This is a genomic window from Paracoccus pantotrophus (genome assembly GCF_008824185.1).
In the GTDB taxonomy this organism is placed as follows: Bacteria; Pseudomonadota; Alphaproteobacteria; order Rhodobacterales; family Rhodobacteraceae; genus Paracoccus; species Paracoccus pantotrophus.
On the sequence record NZ_CP044426.1, the window covers coordinates 1847071 to 1862000 of the forward strand.

General features: G+C 68.7%; 18 protein-coding genes and 1 tRNA gene. 8 read left to right on the plus strand and 11 right to left on the minus strand.

Annotated features, from left to right (window positions below):
- Position 1: 1 nt before the first annotated feature.
- The 6 genes from ESD82_RS19580 to leuB form a co-directional block, all read right to left on the minus strand.
- Positions 2-1000 (minus strand): ATP-binding protein, encoded by a 999-nt coding sequence (locus tag ESD82_RS19580; protein WP_167521790.1) that lies wholly within the window; start codon positions 998-1000, stop codon positions 2-4.
- Positions 990-1604: a Mu transposase C-terminal domain-containing protein gene (locus ESD82_RS19585; RefSeq protein WP_167521791.1), complete on the minus strand. Its 615-nt coding sequence runs from the start codon at positions 1602-1604 to the stop codon at positions 990-992. The genes ESD82_RS19580 and ESD82_RS19585 overlap by 11 nt, the downstream gene beginning before the upstream one ends.
- Entirely contained in the window at positions 1576-1974 is a 399-nt protein-coding gene (locus ESD82_RS21895; protein ID WP_167521792.1) for a hypothetical protein, read from the minus strand. Before ESD82_RS21895 ends, ESD82_RS19585 begins: the two co-directional genes overlap by 29 nt.
- Positions 1975-2336: 362 nt before the next feature.
- Positions 2337-2413, minus strand: a tRNA-Pro gene (locus ESD82_RS19590).
- 76 nt (positions 2414-2489) lie between these two features.
- Positions 2490-3443: a DMT family transporter gene (locus ESD82_RS19595; RefSeq protein ID WP_147427562.1), complete on the minus strand. Its 954-nt coding sequence runs from the start codon at positions 3441-3443 to the stop codon at positions 2490-2492.
- 60 nt (positions 3444-3503) lie between these two features.
- A complete protein-coding gene (gene leuB / locus ESD82_RS19600; protein WP_024845781.1) occupies positions 3504-4622 on the minus strand; it encodes a 3-isopropylmalate dehydrogenase in 1119 nt (372 codons plus the stop codon).
- A gap of 154 nt (positions 4623-4776) precedes the next feature.
- Between leuB and ESD82_RS19605 the strand changes: the two genes are divergently transcribed.
- Both ESD82_RS19605 and ESD82_RS19610 read left to right on the plus strand, forming a co-directional pair.
- Positions 4777-5178 carry a hypothetical protein gene (locus ESD82_RS19605; protein WP_024845780.1) on the plus strand — a complete coding sequence of 134 codons (402 nt, stop codon included), beginning with the start codon at positions 4777-4779 and terminating at the stop codon, positions 5176-5178.
- Between the two features lie 100 nt (positions 5179-5278).
- Positions 5279-6082 carry a uracil-DNA glycosylase gene (locus ESD82_RS19610; RefSeq protein WP_147427561.1) on the plus strand — a complete coding sequence of 268 codons (804 nt, stop codon included), beginning with the start codon at positions 5279-5281 and terminating at the stop codon, positions 6080-6082.
- On the opposite strand, the gene ESD82_RS19615 is transcribed toward ESD82_RS19610, so the two are convergent.
- Positions 6079-6861: a protein-disulfide reductase DsbD domain-containing protein gene (locus ESD82_RS19615; protein WP_024845778.1), complete on the minus strand. Its 783-nt coding sequence runs from the start codon at positions 6859-6861 to the stop codon at positions 6079-6081. The two genes, ESD82_RS19610 and ESD82_RS19615, sit on opposite strands and share 4 nt — an antisense overlap.
- 107 nt (positions 6862-6968) lie before the next feature.
- Between ESD82_RS19615 and ESD82_RS19620 the strand changes: the two genes are divergently transcribed.
- Entirely contained in the window at positions 6969-7541 is a 573-nt protein-coding gene (locus tag ESD82_RS19620) for a YqgE/AlgH family protein (RefSeq protein ID WP_024845777.1), read from the plus strand.
- 3 nt (positions 7542-7544) lie between these two features.
- Here the strand turns inward: ESD82_RS19620 and ESD82_RS19625 are convergent, their stop codons facing one another.
- Positions 7545-8495, minus strand: a complete 951-nt coding sequence (locus tag ESD82_RS19625) for an L-threonylcarbamoyladenylate synthase (RefSeq protein ID WP_147427560.1) — start codon at positions 8493-8495, stop codon at positions 7545-7547.
- 116 nt (positions 8496-8611) lie between these two features.
- Here ESD82_RS19625 and ESD82_RS19630 point away from each other — a divergent pair, with 116 nt between their 5' ends.
- The 4 genes from ESD82_RS19630 to ESD82_RS19645 all read left to right on the plus strand — a co-directional run bounded on the left by ESD82_RS19630 (position 8612) and on the right by ESD82_RS19645 (position 12208).
- Positions 8612-10303: an acyl-CoA dehydrogenase gene (locus ESD82_RS19630; RefSeq protein WP_024845775.1), complete on the plus strand. Its 1692-nt coding sequence runs from the start codon at positions 8612-8614 to the stop codon at positions 10301-10303.
- The gene (locus ESD82_RS19635) at positions 10300-11322 is read left to right on the plus strand and encodes an MBL fold metallo-hydrolase (protein ID WP_147427559.1); all 1023 of its coding nucleotides are present in this window, start codon (positions 10300-10302) and stop codon (positions 11320-11322) included. The genes ESD82_RS19630 and ESD82_RS19635 overlap by 4 nt, the downstream gene beginning before the upstream one ends.
- Before the next feature lie 62 nt (positions 11323-11384).
- Positions 11385-11537 carry an aa3-type cytochrome c oxidase subunit IV gene (locus ESD82_RS19640; protein ID WP_024845773.1) on the plus strand — a complete coding sequence of 51 codons (153 nt, stop codon included), beginning with the start codon at positions 11385-11387 and terminating at the stop codon, positions 11535-11537.
- Between the two features lie 23 nt (positions 11538-11560).
- A complete protein-coding gene (locus ESD82_RS19645; protein ID WP_024845772.1) occupies positions 11561-12208 on the plus strand; it encodes a hypothetical protein in 648 nt (215 codons plus the stop codon).
- Here the strand turns inward: ESD82_RS19645 and ESD82_RS19650 are convergent.
- Both ESD82_RS19650 and ESD82_RS19655 read right to left on the minus strand, forming a co-directional pair.
- Positions 12193-12525, minus strand: a complete 333-nt coding sequence (locus tag ESD82_RS19650; protein ID WP_024845771.1) for an AzlD domain-containing protein — start codon at positions 12523-12525, stop codon at positions 12193-12195. The two genes, ESD82_RS19645 and ESD82_RS19650, sit on opposite strands and share 16 nt — an antisense overlap.
- The gene (locus ESD82_RS19655) at positions 12522-13298 is read right to left on the minus strand and encodes an AzlC family ABC transporter permease (protein WP_024845770.1); all 777 of its coding nucleotides are present in this window, start codon (positions 13296-13298) and stop codon (positions 12522-12524) included. Before ESD82_RS19655 ends, ESD82_RS19650 begins: the two co-directional genes overlap by 4 nt.
- Positions 13299-13396: 98 nt before the next feature.
- On the opposite strand from ESD82_RS19655, the gene ESD82_RS19660 reads away from it, so the two are divergent.
- Positions 13397-13984 (plus strand): GNAT family N-acetyltransferase, encoded by a 588-nt coding sequence (locus ESD82_RS19660; protein WP_147427558.1) that lies wholly within the window; start codon positions 13397-13399, stop codon positions 13982-13984.
- On the opposite strand, the gene ESD82_RS19665 is transcribed toward ESD82_RS19660, so the two are convergent.
- Positions 13981-14928: a hypothetical protein gene (locus tag ESD82_RS19665; protein ID WP_147427557.1), complete on the minus strand. Its 948-nt coding sequence runs from the start codon at positions 14926-14928 to the stop codon at positions 13981-13983. The two genes, ESD82_RS19660 and ESD82_RS19665, sit on opposite strands and share 4 nt — an antisense overlap.
- Positions 14929-14930: the final 2 nt, after the last annotated feature.

Sequence of the window (14930 nt, forward strand, 5' to 3'; positions counted from 1 at the left end):
CTTACCGCCTCCCCCTTGGTTTTCGCGACCGCCCCTTGGGACCCGTCGGGGGATCGGGCTCCATCGGTGATCGCCCTGTGTTCAGGCTCCGGAAATCCGGCACCAGGAACGGGTTCCGACCAGCGACCTCCCCAGTGCGCTCGGCATAAAACCGTGCGAAATCCTTCCCGCCCAATGCGGGCGTTCCATCCGCCAGGGCGCGGGTGATCGCGCCGATGATCAGTTCGACCACGATGCCGAACTGTTCGCGCCCGGCATGGAGAAGCCGGGGCACGAACTCCATATCCGCCAGATCCGGCGCCAGCGGCAGATCCGCAAGCCCGGCGTAGCGGGCGACCAGTTCTGCAACATCGTCGCAGGCATCGAACTCGGTCACCGGAAGAAAGCGGGTGATGAAGAAGCGGCGGGACAGTTGTGGATCCTGGGTCAGCAAATCATGCAGTTCCGGTGTCCCGCTGACGACCAGGTTGGTCGGCCAGTCCGGGATCTGCATGAGGCTCTTCAGGGCATTGATCACGCCCGCCTTCTCGACCTCCGAGCCTCGGCCACCCAATTCCTGGCCTTCATCGAGGTGGATCAGCCAGCATTTCCGCAGGTGCAGGTGAAAATTGACCAGTTCCCACATGCGCGACGCCGTGGTGTTGCTCTGGATCTGGAAAGCCAGGGCATGCAGGATCGCGCGTGCGAGGTCTTTCTGGGTGGCAGGCGTCGGCACCCGAATGGAGATCCAGCGGAACTCGCCAGATTCGGCGTCCGCAGCATCAATCCGGCGCAGGATCCGCTGGATGGCAGTGGTCTTGCCGCTGCCGGATTCCCCGATGACCGCGATCCCGCGTCCCTCGGCAGACAGGCCAAGATCCAGCTCGGCCTGGCGTTTGTCCATAATCTCGCGGAAAAGCAGCCGCACGGTTTCGTAGCCCGGATGGGCCACGAAATGCTTGCGTAGGGAAACGGCGATCCGCGCGACCTGATCGGGTGGCGTGTGATGCTCACTCGTCATCTTCGAACCTCCAGCCCTTGCGCGTCGGCGGCGTGTCATCCGCAGGAGGGTCCTCCGGTGCGGGCGGTGCATCGGCATCATCCGCCCCGCTGCCCCCGACCTCGAACCCGCCCTGCAGCCAATCCGAACTGGTCTGGGCCTGACCGACCGAGTTTGTGGGCAGCAGGTGCAGGCCAAGACCGAGTGTCTGTTCCGCCCTGTCGATCTCCTCGGTGGTGAACGTCATACGCCCAAGCTGCGCCGCGTTGGCCGCCTCGGTCGAAAGCAGATCGAGCCGGCGCAGCCCGTCATGGAAGATTTCGGCGGAGATTCCCGCGCGTTCGCGGTTGTGATCCATGACGGTCTTGGCAAACGCCGACCACTGGTAGAAGGAGACGCCCGAGAGCGCTCCGGACAGGTCATGGGCGGGATACCAGGTTCCGCCGACCTCGACCGCGATCCAGCCAAGGTCCAATGGATCGAACCGCAGCCGAGCCTTGTGCTGATGGCTGTGCTTGCGGGCATCGCGCAACTGGTCGCAGGCGAAATCCGCGCCGAACACCCGCACACCCCGACCGGAAATGCTGCGTTCCAGCTCAATGCCGAAGATCGCCCGGCGATCCATCGCACGTGTCTTGCGGCATCGTGGGGTGCGCTTTAGCCAAGGCGGTGAGTAGCTTACGCGGAGTAGATTTGATGCGGAGGAAGCGCTTCGACGTGTCGTTGGCATAGATCCCCCACATTGCCTCGGACAGAGCGTGCCTTGTCCAGCATTGACCTACGAAGTCGTTCTTAAAGGTGAACTCGAACTGTTCACCATCGAGCACGCCGCCTAGGGCCATTTGGAAGTTCTCGAATTTGTCTTTCCAATTGTGGATCTGGCTCAATACGTTCCTCTGTTCTGCGAACAGCCGGATCACATGCTCTTCTTTCATGATCCGGTAGATTGGCGTGTCGAGTTCTTTCTCGGTCAGATTCAGAAAGTTCAGTTTCATCAGAATTCACCCATGCCCGTGCTCAGAAGTTTTTCTCGGAATGGGCAGGCGTTGTCCATCGAAATCCCATTGCGTACCGGAAACGCTGGTCTTCACGTCAAGCGAGATCTGTGGCGCCATGATAGCGAAGACTTCGCTGCGGGACCGCGTGAACGGCTGATTCGGGGAACTCCATCTAGAAGCGTGGAGCGAGGTCGACCGTCTACAATGGGCCGTGACCGACAATCGCCCCTGGGGTTACACGGCAAAGTTGCACGCAGGCGGCCAGGCCCGGCGAACTCAGCCGCGAAGCTCTTGACCTCACCAGAGGGTCGCCTTTTGACACAAAAGGCAAGACTCTCTGAAACGCCATAAGTCTCACATGGTCGGAGCGAGAGGATTCGAACCTCCGACCCCCTGCTCCCGAAGCAGGTGCGCTACCAGGCTGCGCTACGCTCCGACCGTGAAGGGGCAGGTAGCCCCTGGGACAACGGAATGCAAGGGGGAATCTTGCAGATCCGCCACAGAAAACCGCGTCAGCCCCGCGGCCGCAGCAGGCGCTGCAACAGGCTCCAGCGCGGGGCCGTCACCGCGTCGCTGCCAAAGCGCGCCCGCGTCGCCGGACGCAGGCGCGAGGCACCCAGCCGCTCGCGCAGCAGGATGTAAAGCCCCGAACCCATGATCAGCCCCGCCCCCAGCACCGTCGGCCCGTCCGGGCGCTCTCCGAACAGGAACCAGCCATAGGCCACCGCCCAGAGCATCTGCGAATATTGCATCGGCGCGACATTGGCCGCCTCGCCGGCCTGATAGGCCAGGATCAGCAGAAAGCCCGCCGCAAGGCCCAGGGCCGCGATCACCCCGGTCAGCGCCAGGTCGCCCAGCTCCATCGGGCGATAGGCGAAGCCCAGCGAGGCGCCGGTCAGCAGGAAATTCCCGATCATCGGCCAAAGCAGCAGGATCACCGTGCGCTCGGACCGGCCCAGGCGCCTCACCGCGATGGCCGACAGCGCCGTGGCCGTCGCCCCCATCAGCGCCGCCAGATGCCCCAGACCCAGCGGCGTCACGCCGGGGCGCAGCACGATCAGCACCCCGCAAAGCCCGGCGCAGACCGCCAGCCAGCGGTGCAGCCCGACCCTTTCGCCCAGCAGCGGCACCGACAGCACGGTGACGATCAGCGGCGCGGCAAACAGGATGGAATAGACCTGCGCCAAGGGCAGCACCGAAAAGGCATAGAAACCGCCGACCCCCGAGGCGACGATGCAAAGCGAACGCAGCCCGACCCAGAACGGGTTGCGCGGCCGCAATGTGCCATGCGTCGGGTCGCGCAGCAGCAGCACCGCCAGCGGCGGAAAAGACAGCAGCGCCGAGAAGAACAGGATCTGCAAGGCTGGATAGGTAGCCCCCAGCAGCTTGATGATCACGTCATGGGTCGAATAGAGCCCCATGGACAGAAGCGCGAGCAGCGCGCCCTTGATATTGCCCGCCGTCATGCGCCCCTCCGACGCTCCGCGATGGGGCCGCGCCTGTTTGAAACAGGCGCGGCACGTCGATTACAGCGCCGAAAGCGCCGCGACGATATGGTCGCCCATCTCGGCGGTCGAGACCGGCTTGCCGCCCTCGGCGCCCATCAGGTCGCCGGTGCGCACGCCATCGGCCAGCACCTTCTCGACCGCCTTTTCCAGCAGGTCGGCCTCGGCGCCCAGGCCGAAGGAATAGCGCAGGCACATGGCGAAGCTGAGGATGCAGGCGATCGGGTTGGCCTTGCCCTGCCCGGCGATGTCGGGGGCCGAGCCGTGCACCGGCTCGTAAAGCGCCTTGGGCCGGCCGTTCTCCATCGGTGCACCGAGGCTGGCCGAGGGCAGCATGCCCAGGCTGCCGGTCAGCATCGCCGCCGCATCCGACAGGATGTCGCCGAACAGGTTGTCGGTCACGATCACGTCGAACTGGCGCGGATTGCGCACCAGCTGCATGGCGCCGTTGTCGGCATACATGTGCGACAGCTCGACATCGGGATATTCGTTGTCATGGACCCATTGCACCTCCTCGCGCCAGAGGATGCCGGATTCCATCACATTGGCCTTTTCCATCGAGCAGACGCGGTTGCCGCGCTTGCGCGCCAACTCGAAGGCCGAGCGGGCGACGCGACGGATCTCTCCGCTGGTATAACGCTGGGTGTTCACGCCGACGCGGCCGCCCTCGTTGCCGGGGGTGTTGTCCTCGGAGATGCCGCGCGGCTCGCCGAAATAGACGCCCGAGGTCAGTTCGCGCACGATCAGGATGTCGAGGCCCGCCACCACCTCGCGCTTGAGCGAGCTGAAATCGGCCAGCGCGTCGAAGCATTGCGCCGGGCGCAGGTTGGCGAACAGGTCCATTTCCTTGCGCAGGCGCAGAAGGCCGCGCTCGGGCTTCACCGAGAAATCCAGGTTGTCGTATTTCGGCCCGCCGACGGCACCCAGCAGCACCGCATCGACCGCCTGCGCCTTGGCCATGGTCTCGTCCGCCAGGGGCTTGCCGTATTTGTCATAGGCCGCGCCGCCGACCAGATCCTCGCTGACCTCGAAGGACAGGCCGCGGTTGTTCTGGAACCAGCCGATGACCTTGCGCACCTCGGCCATGACCTCGGGGCCGATGCCGTCGCCGGGCAGGATCAGCAGGGAATAGGTCGTCATCGCAGGTATCCTCTATGCTTCTGGCTGTTGGCAATCGCGTATCCTTGCACCTGTGCTGCGTCAAGTTCACGGCGAATTGGGTTGCGCCGGCGGATCGGATCGGGCGGGATGGGCGCGCGAAACCGAACGTCCAGAACAAGCAAGGGGGCAATCCATGAAGGCACTCGCGGCTTTGGCCAGCGCATTGGTCCTTGGGGCCGGCGCGGCGCTGGCGGACGGGGGCATCACCGTGAGGCTTCCCGATGTCTCGAGCCTGTCCGACACGCAGGCGAAATCGCTGATCGCGGAACTGGCGAACGTGAACGTCATCACCTCGAACTGCCCCGATTACGCGATCACCGACGGGGAATGGACACTGATCACCGGCACGGGCGATCTTCTGGCAGCAAGGCTGGGGCTGGATGCCGCAGCCTACGACCGCACCTATTACGGGCCGGCCTTCAAGCTTCTGGACGATCCGGGCGCCTGCGACCGCATCGGGCCGACGGCAAGGCCGCTGATCCAGCGGCTGGTCGGCATGGGCGGCGGCACGACGCCGCTGACGCAATCGCAATAGGGCCAGCGCATGCCGCCGCAATCGCGGCAGGGTCAAGCGTTGCCGATGCAATCGTGGTAAGGCGCTTGCCCGCGCCCGCGCCGCGCCCTAGCCTGCGGCCATGACCGCCGAACCGACCTATAGGGGATTCGCGCTGGATGCCGAGACGGCGCTGGCGCTTTTGCAGTGGCAGGCCGAGCTGGGCGCGGACGAGCCATGCCTCGACGCGCCGCTCGACCGCTATGCCGTGCCCGACCGCGCCGAGCCCCCCGCTGCCCCGCCGCCCGCCGCCCCGGTCGTGACGCAGCCGCGCGACGAGGCCGAGGATCTGGTCTCCCGCGCCGAGGCCATGGCCGCCGCCGCGACCAGCCTGGCCGAACTGGCCGGGGCGCAAGAGGCCTTCGACGGCATCGAGTTGAAAAAGGGCGCGCGCAATTTCTGCTTTTGCGACGGCAATCCGGCGGCGCGCGTCATGATCATCGGCGAGGCGCCGGGCGAGGAGGAGGACCGCCAGGGCCGCCCCTTCGTCGGCCGCGCCGGGCAGTTGCTGGACCAGATGTTCGGCGCCATCGGCCTGTCGCGCAAGGCGGTGGATACGGAACGCGCGCTCTATATCACCAACGTTCTGACCTGGCGGCCGCCCGGCAACCGCCGCCCCGAACCGGCCGAGATCGCCATGATGCTGCCCTTCCTGACCCGGCATGTCGAACTGGTCCAGCCGCAATTGGTGGTGCTGATGGGCAACACGCCCTGCATCGCGGCGCTGAACCAGCAGGGCATCCTGAAGCTGCGCGGCAAATGGACCACGGCCTTCGGCCTGCCGGCGCTGCCGATGGCGCATCCCGCCTATCTGCTGCGCACGCCGCTGGCCAAGCGCGAGGCCTGGTCCGACCTCTTGTCGCTGTCGGCGCGGCTCGACGGCTAATCGGCCACTTCGCGGCAACCCTCGAACTCGACCGCGTCGTCGGGACCGATCAGCGTCACCCGCAGCGCCTCCGGGTCCAGCGGAAAGGGCTTGCCCGAGGCGGCGACGAAATCCGCCTGCGCCATCAGCCGCCCGCCCGCCTCGCGGGTTTCCGGGGCCGAGACCCAGATCTCGTCATCGGCCAGTTCCATCGCCACCTCGTCGCCGCGGGCGCTGTCCGCCGCGGGCAGGGTCGCCGTCACCTGCATGCCGTCCTGGATCGGCGCGATGTGGCATTCGGGCTGGTGGTCCGAGGACTCGGGCTGGCGGGCGATGGCCGCCTCGATCAGCGGATCGGGCGCCGGGCCGGCAGGGCCGGCCTGCAGCTCCACCCGCACCGGCACGCAAATGTCCTGGCAGATGCCGAAATCCACCACCGCCCTGGGCTCGACCGGCGCGGCCGGGTTGGCGGGGGCGATCTCGATCGGCAGGACCAGTTCCCCGTGATAGCCCAGCGTGCGTTCGCCGCCCGATTCGATCACCTCGGGCCGCGGCCACAGCATCCGCACCTCGGCCAGGTTCCGCGAGGCTGCCCAGTCGAAGCGCGGCGGCACGCCGGCATCGCCGGGGCTGCGCCAATAGGTCTTCCAGCCCGGCTCCAGCCGCAGGTGCAGCGCGGTCATGCGGTGGCCTTCGGCGGTGGTCCAGCCGGGCAGCAGTTCGGCGGAGGCCAGTCCGGGCGGCAGATCCTGCGCCAGCGCCGGCGCGGCGGTCATGAGTAGCAGGGCAAGGGTCTTCATGCTGCCGTTCTAGTCGCCCCGCCCCCTCGCCGTGAAGTCACATTAGCGGCAATCCCTTGCGAAAACAGCCGGCAAGGCCGATCTTTAGGAAAAGGACGGAGCAGATCATGGACCAGTCGAGCAACCTGACCGGCAAGATGCTGATCGCCATGCCCGGCATGCGCGACCCGCGCTTCGAGCAATCCGTGATCCTGGTCTGCGCCCATTCCGAGGACGGCGCCATGGGGCTGGTGGTCAACCGCCCGCTGCCCGAGATCGGCTTTTCCGACCTGCTGGCGCAGCTTGGCATCCAGGCCGGGGCGAATGCCCTGGACATTCCCGTACGCTTCGGCGGCCCGGTCGAGCCGGGGCGCGGCTTCGTGCTGCATCGCGCGCCCCGCGACATCGACCTGGGCGAGAACCGGATGCGCATTACCGACGATCTCGCCATGTCCACCACCCGCGACATCCTCGAGGATTATGCCCGTGGCCAAGGCCCGCAACCGGCCATGCTGGCGCTGGGCTATGCCGGCTGGGGGCCGGGGCAGCTCGATTCGGAAATTCGCGACAACGGCTGGCTGACCTCGGAGCGCGGCGACGAGATCATCTTCGGCACCGACAATCCCGGCAAATGGCGCGCGGCACTGAAATCGCTGGGCATCGACCCCTTGATGCTGTCGCCCAGCGCGGGCCATGCCTGATCCCTAGCGCGGCGCGGCGGCGCGGCGAAGCCGGTCGTTGATCGCGGCGCCCAGGCCCTGGTCCGGCACCGGCGCGACGGCGATGGGCCGCCCCTCGGCATCGGCGCGGTGCAGCAGGTCGAACAGCCGCGACGCCGCCTCGGTCAGATCGCCCGTTTCGCTCAGCGTCATCTCGCCCGCGACGGGGCCAAAGCCGATCAGCAATTCGCCCGGCCGCGCGGCCTCGGCGTTCAGCCGCAGGCTGGCGCGCGGCGCGTAATGGCTGGTCAGTTGACCGGGCGCGGTCGGCGCCTCGGCATTGCCTTGGGGCCGGGCCAACGGCCGGCCCAGCACCGCTTCGATGGCTTCGGCCGCGACGCCGCCGGGGCGCAGCAGCGCGGGTCGGCCCTCCACCCAGCCGACGATGGTCGATTCCACCCCGACCGGACAGGCACCCGCATCCAGCACCGCCGCGATGCGCCCGCCCAGCCCGCTTTCGGGATCGGCCACATGCGCCGCCGCGGTCGGGCTGATCCGCCCCGAGGGATTGGCCGAGGGCGCCGCCAGCGGCCCGCCGAAGGCGCGCAGCACCGCCTGCGCCGCCGGATGCGCCGGCACGCGGATCGCCACCGTGTCCAGCCCCGCCGTCACCAGCGAGGCGATGCCCGCCCCGGGCCGCAGCGGCAGCACCAGCGTCAGCGCGCCGGGCCAGAAGGCCCTGGCCAGCGCCAGCGCAGCATCGTCGAAGACCGCGATGCGCTCGGCCGCCGCCAGGTCCGGCAGATGCACGATCAGCGGGTTGAAGCTGGGGCGCCCCTTGGCCTGATAGATGCGTGCCACGGCGCGGGGATTGCGGGCATCGCCGGCCAGACCATAGACCGTTTCGGTCGGGATGGCGACCGGCTCGCCCTGCGCCAGCAGATCGGCGGCGGCGCGCAGGCCGGCGGGGTCATGGCCAAGAATCAGCGTCTGCATTCGTTACGTCGGGTTGTGGTTGATGGACGCGGGACCGCAAATATGATCGAAGCCCAAGGCATCAGTTACGCGCCGCAGCCGGATTTGCCAAGGCGCCAGAGGGAGAGAGAGTGCGGATGGCCTATCAAGCCCCGGTCGAGCAGATCGAGTTCATCCTGAACCGGATCGTGTCGTTTCCAGAACTGTCCGGCACCGCACGCTTTGCCGAGGCGACGGCCGAGACCATGACCGCCATCCTGACCGAGGCCGGCAAGCTGGCGACCGAGGTGATCGCCCCGGTGAACCGCGCCGGCGACCTGACCCCCGCGCGGCTGGAGAACGGCAAGCTGCGCTCCTCCCCCGGCTATGCCGAGGCGTTCCGTGCCCTGGCCGAGGGTGGCTGGATCGGCATCGCCGCCAATCCCGACCATGGCGGCATGGGGCTGCCGCAGGCGCTGAACATGGCGGTGAACGAGATGCTCGCCTCGGCCTGCCTGGCGCTGCAGCTAAACCCGCTCTTGACCCAGGGCCAGATCGAGGCGCTGGAGCATCACGGCAGCGACGAACTCAAGGCGCTGTATCTGCCGAAGCTGATCTCGGGCGAATGGTCGGGCACGATGAACCTGACCGAGCCGCAGGCGGGCTCGGACGTGGGCGCGCTGACCACCCGCGCCGAGCGGGCCGAGGACGGCAGCTATCGCATCACCGGGCAGAAGATCTTCATCACCTGGGGCGACAGCGACGTGACCGAAAACGTCTGCCACCTGGTGCTGGCCCGCCTGCCCGACGGGGCCGCGGGCACCCGCGGCATCAGCCTGTTCATGGTGCCGAAGTTCATCCCGGACGAGGCCGGAAATCCCGGCCTCGCCAACGACCTGCGCGTCGTCAGCCTGGAACACAAGCTGGGCATCCACGGCAGCCCGACCTGCGTCATGAGCTTCGAGGGCGCCAAAGGCTGGCTGGTGGGCGAGGAGCACAAGGGCATGGCCGCCATGTTCACCATGATGAACGCGGCGCGGCTGGGCGTCGGCGTGCAGGGCGTGGCCCAGGCCGAGGCGGCCTTGCAACAGGCCGTGGCCTATGCCGCCGAGCGGGTGCAGATGGGCCCGATCATCCGCCACCCCGACGTGCGGCGGATGCTGGCCGAATCGCGGGCCGAGGTCTTTGCCGCCCGCGCCATCTGCCTGGGCTGCGCCGTGGCGCTGGACATGGCGCGGGCCACCGGCCTGGACGAATGGGCCGCGCGCGCCGCCTTCCTGACCCCGATCGCCAAGGCGCATGGCACCGATGTCGGCATCCGCATTGCCGATACTGCCGTGCAGGTGCATGGCGGCATGGGCTATATCGAGGAAACCGGCGCGGCGCAGTATCTGCGCGACGTGCGCATCACCGCGATCTACGAGGGCACCAACGGCATCCAGGCCATGGACCTGGTGGGACGCAAGCTCTCGGACGGCGGCGCCGCGGCCATGGCGCTGCTGGACGAGATCCTGGACGGCGCCAAGGCCGCGCAGGGCACCGAGCCGGACCTGGCCAACCAGCTTTGGCAGGCCGCCGAGACGCTGCGCGAGGCCACGCATGACCTGCTGGAGCGCGACCTGCCGGAGCGTTTCGCCGGCGCCGTGCCTTATCTCTCCGCCTTTGCGCGGGTGCTGGGCGCGCATTACCACCTGCGCGCCGCGACGGGCGGCGGCAGCAAGGCGCTGGCGCGGCTCTACATCGCCCGCATCCTGCCGCAATTCGCCGCCGATCTGGCGGCGGCGCGCGCCGGGCTGGCCGATCTGGAGGCGCTTGACGATGCCGTCCTGCTGGGTCAAATGGCCGGGTGATACGCAGCGAGACCCATAACCCCCCGGCCGAGGGCGAGGCGCATGAGATCGCCCCCGGCGTGTTCTGGTTCCAGCTGCCCCTGCCCTTCAAGCCCGATACGGTCAATGTCTATGCCTTGCGCGAGGCGGATGGCTGGACACTGGTGGACAGCGGGCTCGACACCCGCCGCACCCGCGGCATCTGGCAGGGCATCCTGCAAGGCCCGCTGGCCGGGGCGCCGGTCAGGCGGCTGATCGCCACCCATCACCATATCGACCACATGGGCCTGGCCGGCTGGTTCCAGGCGCAGGGGGCCGAGCTTTGGGCCTCGCGCTCGGCCTGGCTGACGGCGCGGATGGGCATCCTCGACGTGCAGGAACGCCCGACGCCGCAGGCCATCGCCTTCTGGCGCCAGGCCGGGATGCCGGCCGATCTGCTGGAGGAACGCAGCCATGAGCGCCCCTTCAACAGCGCCGATGTCTGCGCCCCGCTGCCGCCCGGCTATCGCCGGCTGTGGGACGGGCAGCAGGTCACATTCGGCGAGCGGCGCTGGATCGTGCGCATGGGCCATGGCCATGCGCCGGAACATGTCACGCTGTGGTCGCTCGACGACGATCTGGTGATCGGCGGCGATCAGTTGCTGGCGACGATCTCGCCCAATCTCGGCGTCTATCCGACCGAGCCCGAGGCCGATACCGTCGGCGACTGGCTGGAAAGCTGCGAGCGGCTGGCCGGGTTCGCGCAGCCCGACCAGCTGGTCCTGCCCGGCCACAAGCTGCCCTATCGCGGCCTGCCGACCCGGCTGCGGCAACTGGCGACGAACCAGCGCGCGGCGCTCGACCGGCTGCTGGACGGGCTGCGGCAGCAGCCGCAAAGCACCGTCGGCTGCTTTCCGCTGCTCTATCGCCGCCAGATCGCCAAGCCGGAATTCGGCCTCGCACTGGCCGAGGCCGTGGGCCACATCAACCACCTGCGCGCGACCGGCCGGGTGTGGCCCGTCGGCAAGACCGAGACCGGCGCGGTGCTTTGGGGGGCGTGACACGGCCGGCGCCTTGCGCTATCCCTGCCCCCGACGCATCGCATCGTTTCACGGACAGGATCATGGCCTCGCATCACGAAATCACCGAACACAAGCACGGCGAAATGGACATCCGGCACCATCAGGCGACCTTTGCCGGCTTCATCAAGGCCGCGACCTGGGTCAGCGTGCTTGCCATCGCCGTGCTGGTATTCATGGCCCTGGCCAACGCCTGATCCTGACCGGGGAAAGATCAAAGATGCAAAGGCGTGCCTTCCTTGCGCTGGCGCTGCCGGCCGTGCTTGCGGCCTGCGGTGCAGACAACCGATGGGCCAGCGACGAGTCGATCCGGCGCGCGCGCTATGTCGCGAACGAACCGCCCTCGATCACGCTCTTCACCGTGATCGGCATCCCGCGCGGCGAGGGCGGGCATTCGGCGCTGATGATCAACGGCAGCCAGCGGGTGATCTACGACCCGGCCGGCAGCTGGGAGCACCCGGCGATCCCGGAACGGCATGACGTGCTTTACGGCATCACGCCGAACTTCAGGAACTTCTACATCGACTATCACGCGCGCTCGACCTATTGGGTGGCCGAGGATACGGTCCAGGTGCCGCTGGCCGTTGCCGATGCCGCGATCCGCTCGGTCGAGCGGCAGGGCGCCTCGAACAAGAGCTTCTGCGCCGTCAACACCGGCAAGGCGCTCAGCCGCGTGCCGGGTTTCGAAGGCGCGCCCACGGGCTTTTCGCCGCTCAAGCTGCGCGATTGGTTCCTGACGCTGCCGGGCGTGACCTCGCGCCGGCACATGGACGGCGATCCGGCCAACAATCACGACGTGCTGCTGCGCCAGAAAAGCGGCGCGATCACCGGCTACGGCCGCGACGGCCAGCTTCACGTCATGAGGTAAAGCGCCGTGTAAAGCGTGGCCATCCCGCCCAGGATGGCCGCCAGCACGTTGCGCGTCGCCACCCCCACCGCCACGGCCACCGTTGCCGCAAGCATCCGCGCGGGATCGGGCTGACCCTGCGTGGCCGCCGGCCAGACCACCAACGGCGCCACGATGGCCGGCAGCACCCCCACCGCCGTATAGCGCAAGAGCCGCTGCGCCCAAAGCGGCATCGGCCGGCTGCCGAAGGCGCCAAGAAAGGACCAGCGCAGCCCATAGGTTCCCAGCGCCACGGTCAGGATGATCAGCCAGATCGTCGCATCGCTATAGCCGGTCACAGGCGGGCTCCGTTTCTGCGTTCCATCAGCACCTCGACCCCGGCGCCGGCCAGCATGGCCAACGGCGCGGCCACGAACAGCCCCAGCCCCGAGGGCAGGAAGGCAAAGGCCAGCGAGGCCACAACCGCCACCAGCGCCGCCGCGACATGGGCCGGGCTGCGCAGCATCGGCGCAATCAGCGCCAGGAAGGTGACGGGCATGGCGAAATCCAGCGCCCAATCCTGCGGGATGGCTTTGCCCAGCCAGACCCCCAGCAGCGTCGCCGCCAGCCAGGGCGGGCAGGTGGCCAGCGCCGCGCCCAGGAAATAGCCGATGCGCTGCCCCATGCTCAGCCGCGGGTGCTTTTCGTAATGCTGGATCGCCAGCGCATAGGTCTGGTCGATCAGCACATAGGAGATCCAGGCCCGGTCGCGCGGCCTGGCCCCGCCCAGCCAGGGCACCAGCGAGGCCGAATACATCGCCATGCGCAAATTGACCGCGATGGCCGAGACGATGACCACCAGCGCCGGCGCCTGGTCGGTCAGCAGCTGGACGGCGGTGAATTGCGACGCGCCGGCCAGCACCAGCACGGTAAAGCCCAGGATCTGCGGCAGGTCCAGCCCCGCATCCGTGGCCACCACGCCGAACAGCATGCCGAAGGGCAGAAGCACCAGGATAAAGGGCAGCGCCTGCAAAAAGCCGTGGCGCAGGCATTGCGCCGGGCTGCGCATCAGCGCGCGGCTCTGTTCGGGGGACGGGCTGGGCTGGGCCGCAAGGCCGGCTTGCGCGGACATGGTGAAAAAGGCTCGCGATGCGGATAAGGCTGGCGGCACAATGGCCAAAACCGCCGCCCGACACAAGAACCGCCATACAAGGACATACAGGGACCGCCATGACCGGACCGCAGACCCCGCCCCGCATCCTGCGTGGCATCCCGCCCGAGCTGCGTGATGCCGCGGCGGCGCTTTACTGGCGGCATTTCGGGGCGCAGATCCTGCCCTGGCCGGCAGGTACGGCGCGGGGCGCGGCGCTGGTCCGCGCCGCCATGCGGCCCGAAGGCGCGCTGCTGGCGCTGTCGCCCTCGGGGCGGCTGCTGGGAATCGCCGGACTGCGCGATGCGGGGGGCGGCTTCCTCGATCCGGGCCAGGACGGTTTCGTCGCGGTCTGGGGGCCGGTGCGGGGCCGGCTGCGCCACCTGGCGACCGGGCTTTACCGGCCTGGCGCCGAGACGGCGGACCTGGTGCTGGACGGCATCGCGGTCTGGCCGCAATGGCGCCAGCAGGGCGTTGCGCGGGCGCTGGTCGAGGCCGCCGCCGCCCATGCCCGCCGGCAGGGCCACCCCGCCCTGCGCGCCGAGGTCCAGGCCGGCAATCGCACGGCGCTGGCGGCATGGCGGGCGATGGGCTTCCGGCCGCAGGATCGCCAAAGGCTGGGCTGGCCCTGGTCGGCGCCGGCCCATGTGCTGCGGCTGCCGCTCTAGCCGCCCGCCCCTTGCGACCCGTCGGCCTCGGCGCCGGCGCGGCCCAGCATGCCGGTCGCCTGCGCCAGCAGGATGAAGGCCCGGCCCGAGCGGGTCTCGGCCAGCGCGGCCAGCAATTGCGGGTCGCTGTCCTGCACCTTGCGGCTCATCAGCCGGTCGAAATGGCGCAGGAAATGATGGGCGACGTCGCGGAATACCTCGTCGCCATGCAGCATCGCCCCGGCGCTGGCCAGGGCGGCCTCGTCGCGAATCACCGCCAGTTCCGCCACGGCCTCGCCGCGCGCACCCTCGGCAAAGCGGCGCCACAGGACCGGATCGGCCTCGGGGACGGCCAGTTCGTCCATATAGACGCCCTGCCCGGCCAGCAGCGTGACCACGTCCTGCGCCGCGCGGATCAGCCGGGCCATGCCCGGATCGGCCAGCGCCAGGCGCAGGCAGCGAATCGCCTCGCGATCCTCGGGGCCATCGGGAAAATTCAGCGCATGGAACAGCTCGGCCGGCGTCAGTTCGGTCGTGGGCGGCGAATCCAGCGCCAGGCTGGCCTGCCGGGCATCCGCCGCAACGCGGGGCGCGGGGGGAACCGCACCGCGCCGTGCGGCCGGCAGAGGCGCGGAGGCGGCCGGACGCGGCTCTGCCATGGTTTCGGCTGTCACGCCCTCGCCCTGCATCCGGGCCAGCATGGCGCGCAGTTCCTCGGCCTCCAGCCGCAAGCTCAGCAGGCTGCGCGCCGACCAGACGGCCAGCCAGACCAGCGCCAAGGGCAGGATCACGCCCACCAGCCAGGTCAGCCAGCCCGCCGCACCCTGCCCCTCGCCCTCCGGGCCGAAAAGCGCAAACAGCCCGACCAGCACCAGCCAGGCCAGGCTGACCGCGGCGCCAACCGCCAGCACGCGGCTGCGGGCCTGTTCCATGGCCAGCCGGCGCAGCGGATCAAGCGATGCCATGC

Coding starts and splice junctions, on each gene's coding strand:
- ESD82_RS19580 (WP_167521790.1), bottom strand. CDS start 1,000: ATGACGAGTGAGCATCACACGCCACCCGATCAGGTCGCGCGGATCGCC.
- ESD82_RS19605 (WP_024845780.1), top strand. CDS start 4,777: ATGAAGGCACTCGCGGCTTTGGCCAGCGCATTGGTCCTTGGGGCCGGC.
- ESD82_RS21895 (WP_167521792.1), bottom strand. CDS start 1,974: ATGAAACTGAACTTTCTGAATCTGACCGAGAAAGAACTCGACACGCCA.
- ESD82_RS19655 (WP_024845770.1), bottom strand. CDS start 13,298: ATGTCCGCGCAAGCCGGCCTTGCGGCCCAGCCCAGCCCGTCCCCCGAA.
- ESD82_RS19645 (WP_024845772.1), top strand. CDS start 11,561: ATGCAAAGGCGTGCCTTCCTTGCGCTGGCGCTGCCGGCCGTGCTTGCG.
- leuB (WP_024845781.1), bottom strand. CDS start 4,622: ATGACGACCTATTCCCTGCTGATCCTGCCCGGCGACGGCATCGGCCCC.
- ESD82_RS19585 (WP_167521791.1), bottom strand. CDS start 1,604: ATGGATCGCCGGGCGATCTTCGGCATTGAGCTGGAACGCAGCATTTCC.
- ESD82_RS19665 (WP_147427557.1), bottom strand. CDS start 14,928: ATGGCATCGCTTGATCCGCTGCGCCGGCTGGCCATGGAACAGGCCCGC.
- ESD82_RS19640 (WP_024845773.1), top strand. CDS start 11,385: ATGGCCTCGCATCACGAAATCACCGAACACAAGCACGGCGAAATGGAC.
- ESD82_RS19615 (WP_024845778.1), bottom strand. CDS start 6,861: ATGAAGACCCTTGCCCTGCTACTCATGACCGCCGCGCCGGCGCTGGCG.
- ESD82_RS19620 (WP_024845777.1), top strand. CDS start 6,969: ATGGACCAGTCGAGCAACCTGACCGGCAAGATGCTGATCGCCATGCCC.
- ESD82_RS19660 (WP_147427558.1), top strand. CDS start 13,397: ATGACCGGACCGCAGACCCCGCCCCGCATCCTGCGTGGCATCCCGCCC.
- ESD82_RS19625 (WP_147427560.1), bottom strand. CDS start 8,495: ATGCAGACGCTGATTCTTGGCCATGACCCCGCCGGCCTGCGCGCCGCC.
- ESD82_RS19630 (WP_024845775.1), top strand. CDS start 8,612: ATGGCCTATCAAGCCCCGGTCGAGCAGATCGAGTTCATCCTGAACCGG.
- ESD82_RS19610 (WP_147427561.1), top strand. CDS start 5,279: ATGACCGCCGAACCGACCTATAGGGGATTCGCGCTGGATGCCGAGACG.
- ESD82_RS19595 (WP_147427562.1), bottom strand. CDS start 3,443: ATGACGGCGGGCAATATCAAGGGCGCGCTGCTCGCGCTTCTGTCCATG.